The 6,635-nt window shown below is 66.3% G+C and carries 5 protein-coding genes; 2 read left to right on the forward strand and 3 right to left on the reverse strand.

Features of this window, described 5'->3' with window-relative positions:
- Positions 1 to 11 precede the first annotated feature (11 nt).
- Entirely contained in the window at positions 12 to 1,229 is a 1,218-nt protein-coding gene (locus ACZI8W_RS22100; protein WP_463370651.1) for an MFS transporter, read from the reverse strand.
- Positions 1,230 to 1,452: 223 nt separating this feature from the next.
- Positions 1,453 to 4,185, reverse strand: coding sequence for a calcium-translocating P-type ATPase, PMCA-type (locus tag ACZI8W_RS22105; RefSeq protein WP_463370652.1), 2,733 nt, complete (start codon positions 4,183 to 4,185; stop codon positions 1,453 to 1,455).
- 122 nt (positions 4,186 to 4,307) lie between these two features.
- Here ACZI8W_RS22105 and ACZI8W_RS22110 point away from each other — a divergent pair, with 122 nt between their 5' ends.
- Entirely contained in the window at positions 4,308 to 4,724 is a 417-nt protein-coding gene (locus ACZI8W_RS22110; protein ID WP_463370653.1) for a pyridoxamine 5'-phosphate oxidase family protein, read from the forward strand.
- A 46-nt stretch (positions 4,725 to 4,770) separates the two neighbouring features.
- Positions 4,771 to 5,625 (forward strand): cation diffusion facilitator family transporter, encoded by an 855-nt coding sequence (locus ACZI8W_RS22115; RefSeq protein ID WP_463370666.1) that lies wholly within the window; start codon positions 4,771 to 4,773, stop codon positions 5,623 to 5,625.
- A 22-nt stretch (positions 5,626 to 5,647) separates the two neighbouring features.
- Here ACZI8W_RS22115 and ACZI8W_RS22120 read toward each other — a convergent pair.
- Positions 5,648 to 6,635 (reverse strand): RNA-guided endonuclease TnpB family protein (locus ACZI8W_RS22120; protein WP_463370654.1); only part of this gene is annotated, 988 nt, incomplete at its 5' end.

Genomic DNA, 6,635 nt, shown 5'->3' on the forward strand with positions numbered 1-6,635 from the left:
CGATCCCACGTTTACGGTCGCCGCACAGCGACGGCGAAGATCGCCACGCCCGCCAGCGCCAGCACCACGCCGACGGCTGCGGGAGCCGTGTATCCGAAGCCTGCCGCGATGACGGCACCGCCGATCCACGCACCGAACGCATTCGCCAGGTTGAACGCCGCATGGTGGAGCGACGCCGCGAGCGTCTGCGCATCCTCCGCGACATCCATCAACCGGACCTGCAGACCTGGACCCACCGCGGCACAACCCGCACCGAGCAGGAACACCAGCAGTAGCGCCGTATAGGGGTTGTGCGCTGCCGCGACGAACACCGCCAGCAGTACGGCGAGCGACGTCACCGTCATGAAGATTCCCGGCACCAGAGCACGATCGGCGAGCAGGCCGCCGACGAAGTTTCCGACGACCATGCCGATCCCGAACAGCATCAGCGCGATGGGCACCAGCGACTTCGACAGTCCCGCGACGTCGGTCAGGGTGGTGCTGATGTAGGTGTAGACGGCGAACACACCGCCGAAGCCGATGACCGCCACCGCGAGCGTCAGCCACACCTGCCTGCGCCTCAAGGCTCCGAGTTCGATCCGCACACTCGTGGTGGGGATCGACAGTGACGGCACCCACATCGCGATCGCGGCGACGGTCACCGCACCGATCACCGCGACCAGGACGAACGCGGAACGCCAGCCCAGCGCCATTCCCAGCCACGACGCCGCAGGCACCCCGACGACGTTGGCCACCGACAAACCCATCATCACCAGCGACACCGCCCGAGCGCGCTGCCCCTTCTCCGCGAGATGCGCCGCGACCAGCGCCGCGACACCGAAATACGCGCCGTGCGGCAGTCCCGCGAGGAACCGGGATGCGACGAGCAGCTCGTAGTTCGGTGCCAGCACTGTCGCCGCGTTACCGACGGTGAACGCGATCATGAGTGCGATCAACAGCGTCTTGCGCGGCACTCTCGCGCCGATCACTGCAATCAGCGGAGCTCCGACGACGACACCGGCCGCGTACGCCGACACCACGTGCCCGGCGGTGGGTTCGGAGATGCCGAGCCCGGACGCTATGTCGGGCAGTAGACCCATCGCGACGAACTCGGTGGTTCCGATTCCGAACGAACCGAGCGCAAGCGCCCACATCACCCAGGCTCGTCGCGGGTGGGCTGCAGTTGTGTGAGCTGCGTCCGGGGTGGTGGACGCAGCACCTGATGGACGGTCGGAAGCCGTGGTGGTCATGCAGGAGGAACCTTCGATTGTGCGAGTCGCAGGGGCCGGTCCATCATCGGAGGCGGCCAAGCCTCCATTGTCCTGCGTCTGCGCCTCGGCGACGATCCGAGACGGCGTGAGTTGCGCCATGCGGCGCACCGTCGATTCCGGCACTACCAATCCGCGCCGGCACGCTTCGACATGCGCAATCGGAGGGTGCCGTCCCGAGTCGACACCGTCTCGAGTCGAGCGTTCACGTCAGGACTGGCGCCTCGACTCGCGCGGACTTCCGAGCCTCGACTCGCCGAGCCACGAACTTGCCGATTTCGTCGACCCACAGCACGGTCGATCCGACCGCGACGGCGAGGACCCACTGCTGCGACGTGAGTGCGGTGGTGTCGAAGAATCCCTGCAGCGCGCTCATCTGCACTACGCAGATCTGCAACACGATGACCGCGATGATCGCGATCCAGATCGTGTGGTTGGTGAACGTCTGCATCGAGAACACCGACCCGAGATTCGATCGCACGTTGAACAGGTTGAACACCTGGTAGAAGACGAACGTCGTGAATGCAAGAGTCGTCGCGAACAACGGGTCGGATGCACTGTCGGGGAACAATTCCGGGCCGAAGTGCAGGACGGCGATCGTTCCTGCCGTCATCAGCACACCGAGCCCGAGGATCCGCTGCACGCGTTCCCGGGTGAGCAGCGCTTCCTTCACCGGTCGCGGTGGCCGCTTCATCGCGTCCGGCTCGGTGGGGTCCACTCCGAGTGCGAGCGCGGGCGGCCCGTCCATGATGATGTTCACCCACAGGATCTGCAGGGCGGTGAACGGCGCCCCGCCCGCCAACCCGAGCACACCCGCGGTGAGAAAGATCAGCACGAACCCCCACGCGGTGGTGAGCTGGAACTTCACGAACTTGACGATGTTGTCGTAGATCCCGCGCCCCTCCGACACCGCCGTGACGATCGTGGCGAAGTTGTCGTCGGTGAGGATCATGTTCGCCGCGCCTTTGGAGACGTCGGTGCCCGTGATGCCCATGGCGACACCGATGTCGGACTGTTCGAGCGCGGGTGCGTCGTTGACACCGTCGCCGGTCATTGCAACGATCTGGCCGTCGGCCTGCAGCGCCTTGACGAAGCGAATCTTGTGTTCGGGCGCGACACGGGCAAGGACGCCGAATTGTGCTGCCTGCTCCCGGAATTCGTCGTCGCTGAGGGTATCGAGGTCGGCGCCACCTGCGGCCTTGCCTTGGATACCCAGCTCGTTCGCGATCGCCGACGCGGTGACCAGGTGATCCCCCGTGATCATGTGCACCGCGATACCCGCGTCGTGCGCCACCTCGATGGCGTCCTTCGCTTCGGGGCGTGGCGGGTCGACGATGCCAACAATCGCGTACACCGTCAGGTCGGATACCTTGTCCTGCAGCGCGTCCGCATCTCCCCGCGGTACCGCGTCCAGCGCGCGACCGGCGATCATCAGGGTACGCAGGCCTTCGGACGCGAGATCGTCGACCGCCTGGCGGATCCGCGTGCGCGCGGCGTCGTCGATCGGGATCGGGCCGTCATCGCCGAGTGTGGTCGTCGCGCGGTCCAGCAGCACACCGGGCGCACCCTTCGCGAAGCACCGGTAGCCGCCGCTCGGGAGGGCATGGAATGTCGCCATGTACTTGTAGTCCGAGTCGAACGGTACCTCCTCGATCCGTGCCAGCGCCGCACGGCTGCCTTCGACGTCGATGCCGCCCTTCTCTGCCAGGACGACGAGCGCTCCTTCGGTGGGGTCGCCGACGAGAGTGCCGTCGCGCACGATCGCGTCGTTGCACATTGCCATGCCCAGCAGCGCGTCGGTGAGGTCTGGCGCGGGCCTGCCGTCGCCGACGAGGATCTTTCCGTCGGTTCTGTATCCCGTACCGGTGACGCGGAAGTTGCGCCCGTGCACCAGCAACCGCTGTACCGTCATCTCGTTGAGGGTGAGGGTTCCGGTCTTGTCGGTCGCGATGTGAGTGGTGCTGCCGAGCGTTTCGACGGCTGCGAGTTGTTTGACGATCGCGCCGCGCGCCGCGAGCCGCGACGCGCCCATCGCCAGTGTGAACGCGACAACTGCGGTGAGTCCCTCGGGAATGGTCGCGACCGCGAGCGACACGGCGGTGACGAGGAGTTCGGACCACGTCTGTCCGCGCAGGAGACCGAGCACGAACACCAATGCGACCGTGATGATCGCAATGATGGTGAGGGTCTGTGCGAGTTGGCCGATGCGGCGCTGCAGCGGGGTCTGTTCCACACCGGCGGTACCGAGGAGCGCGGCGATCGCACCCATCTCGGTGCGCATTCCGGTGTCGGTGACAATCATCGAGGCTCGTCCGCGGGTCACCTCAGTGTTCATGAACAGCATGTCATGACGGTCACCGAGGGGAGCCTGCGGATCGTCGACTGGATCGACGGTCTTGTCGACCGGCTGCGATTCACCGGTGAGTGCAGCCTCCGCGACCTGGAGTCGTACGGCAGTGACGAGGCGCCCGTCGGCGGGCACCGAGTCCCCGGCTTCGAGCTGCACGATGTCGCCGGGAACGAGATCCGCGCGGGGCAGTTCGACACCGCGACCGTCACGCAGAACCCGCGTGGTCGACACCGACATCTGTTTCAGTGCCTGCAGGCTGTTTTCGGCGCGGGCTTCCTGCACGTAGTTGAGGACGGTGTTGAGGACGATGACCGCGAAGATGACGACGGGTGTCTCCCACTCCCGCGACACGGTCGCGCTGACGACGGCCGCGACGACGAGAACGAGCGTCATCTTGTCGGCGAGCAGCGACAGCACCTTCCGCCATGCCGGGACGCTCTTCGCTTCGTCGAGCACGTTGGGTCCGTGCTTCGCGCGGCGGCGGTCCGCCTCGTCTGCGGTCAGGCCCCGGTCCGGGGCGACGTCGAACGCCTCGGCGACGTCGTCTGCGGGGCGGGTATGCCAACTCGACACGGTCTCGGCTGCCATCGACACTCCTCCACATGCGCGAGCGGGTCGGTCTCACCGTAACTGCAGGTGGTACTCCTGCGCCGGGCGTACGTTCATGATGTGCTGGAGAAGAAACATCACAAACTCGAGGAGGAGCACCGATGAGCGAGTTCCCAGAATCCGATCAGCCCGTCCGTCTCTCGGAGGAACAAGCCTGGGAGCGGCTCGCGTCCGAGAAGATGGGACGCCTCGTCACAGTCGTGGACGATCGTCCCGAAATCTATCCCGTGAATTATGTGGTGACGGACGGCAAGGTGTACTTCCGCACCGGAGAAGGCAGCAAACTGTCCGAACTCGCCGTCCATCCGAACGTCGCATTCCAGGTCGATCACGTCCACGAGGACACCGCGTGGAGCGTCGTCGTGCACGGCAGCGCCCATGTGCTGCGAAGCTTCGACGATGCCGCGAAAATCGACGCATTGGGGCTGACCCCATGGGTACAGGCGCCGAAGTTCAACTACGTCGAGGTCAGGGCAACAGAGGTCACCGGACTGCACTACCACCTCATCGAGAACTGATGCGGCGGTGACGTCGGCGCACTCGCATCGGCTGCTCATACGGTTCATGTGGTTGTCGGTGGCGGCGGCGCTGACGACGATGGCCCTGAAAGCGCTCGCTGCATGGTTGACGGGGTCGGTCGGTCTGCTCTCCGATGCCCTGGAGTCCGGCGTCAATCTGGTGGCCGCGATTGTGGGTCTACTCGCATTGCGTCTCGCCGCGAAACCGGCCGACTTCAACCACGATTTCGGCCACGGCAAGGCCGAGTACCTGTCGGCTGCTGTCGAGGGCACGATGATCTTCGCAGCCGCGACCGCAATTCTGTGGACGTCGATCGACCGACTGCTGTCGCCGCGGCCCGTCGAGGAGGCCGGTCTCGGTCTGGCACTGTCGGCAGGGTCGTCCGTGATCAATCTCGCGGTCGGGATCGTACTGATCCGCGAGGGCCGGAAACACCGGTCGATCACCCTGGTAGCCGACGGAAAACACCTGCTCACTGACGTGTGGACGTCCGCCGGGGTGCTGGCGGGTGTCGCACTGGTCGCGGTGTCCGGGTGGGACGTGCTCGATCCGATCGTGGCGATCGTGGTGGCGCTGAACATCCTGCGCATCGGGTACCGGCTGGTGAAACAGTCCATCGTGGGCATGCTCGATGCCGCGCTTCCCGCCGAAGATGTTGCCGTGGTGAACGCGGTGCTCGACCGGTATCGGGAGTCGGAGCCCGTGGAGTTCCTGCCGCCACGCACAAGGGAGTCCGGACGTCAGCGTTTCGTGTATCTGACGGTGCGGGCGCCGGGCGACTGGTCGGTGCGTGCCGGGCACGATCTGCTCGACCGTCTCGAGGCCGACCTTCGGGACGCATTACCCGGGGTGACGGTGTTCACCCATCTCGAACCGTTGCCTTCTGGTGAGCAAACATGAACACACTCGGTGTGCTCGATCATCAGGCAGCCTCACCTTCCGGTGAAACAGTCCCGGTCTCACCCAGCAACTGCCGGTGCCGGGTTGACGCTTCCTCGCCTGCTGCCGTCCCCGCTGCCGCGGATCGGGTCTTGCGCGTGGCTCCACGTCCGTCTCCACCCGACACGGTGGCGGCCGGGCTACTCCCGGTACCGGTCCCCGTTCCACCCGTGCGGGAGGTGTCGCCGAGGCAGGCGAGGTTGATCGCGGCATTACGATCACGATCGATCGTCACACCGCAGTGTCCACACACAAACATCCGGTCCGCGAGCGTCAGGTTTGGTTGTCGCCTGCCACACCCCGAACACGTCTTACTCGAAGGAAACCAGCGGTCGGCCTCCACCAACACCGACCCGTACCAGCAGGTCTTGTACGCGAGCATCCGCCGGACCTCGGCGAGCGCCGCATCCGCCAACGCCCGGTTCAGGCCCTTCTTCCGCGCACCGCCCGCCGACCGCATCCCCAACGCATTCAATGTCTCCACCGTGATCACCCGATGCCGCTGCGCCAACTCGGTGGTCGCCTTGTGCAGCACATCGCGGCGCACCGCCGCCGCACGGGCATGGGTCCGGCCGATCCGGCGTTGCTGCCGCACCCACCGTTTCGACGGCTGCCGCCGGGTCTTCGCCGACGGGTCGTACGGGCCACGCTGCCGGGCGTGGCGACGTTGCAAGGCCCGCAACCGCTCCTGCGCGGCGGTCAGGGACTTCGGTGCCGGAACCCGGCCGACTTCACGTCCGTCCGGCGTGGCGACCACGATCAGCGCGTCGGCCTTGACCCCGACGTCGACCCCGACCACCGGCTCACCCGCCCCGACGTGCCCCGGCACCTCGACCGTGCGCTCGACCAGCACCTGGAACGCCACATGCCACCGGCCGGCCGAGTCCTCGGACACGGTGGCCGACAGGACACGGGCGGTGCCCGCCTCGATGCGGCGGGCCAACTTCCGGGTGGACTCACAGGTCTTGATC

This window comes from Rhodococcus ruitaii, from assembly GCF_055230935.1.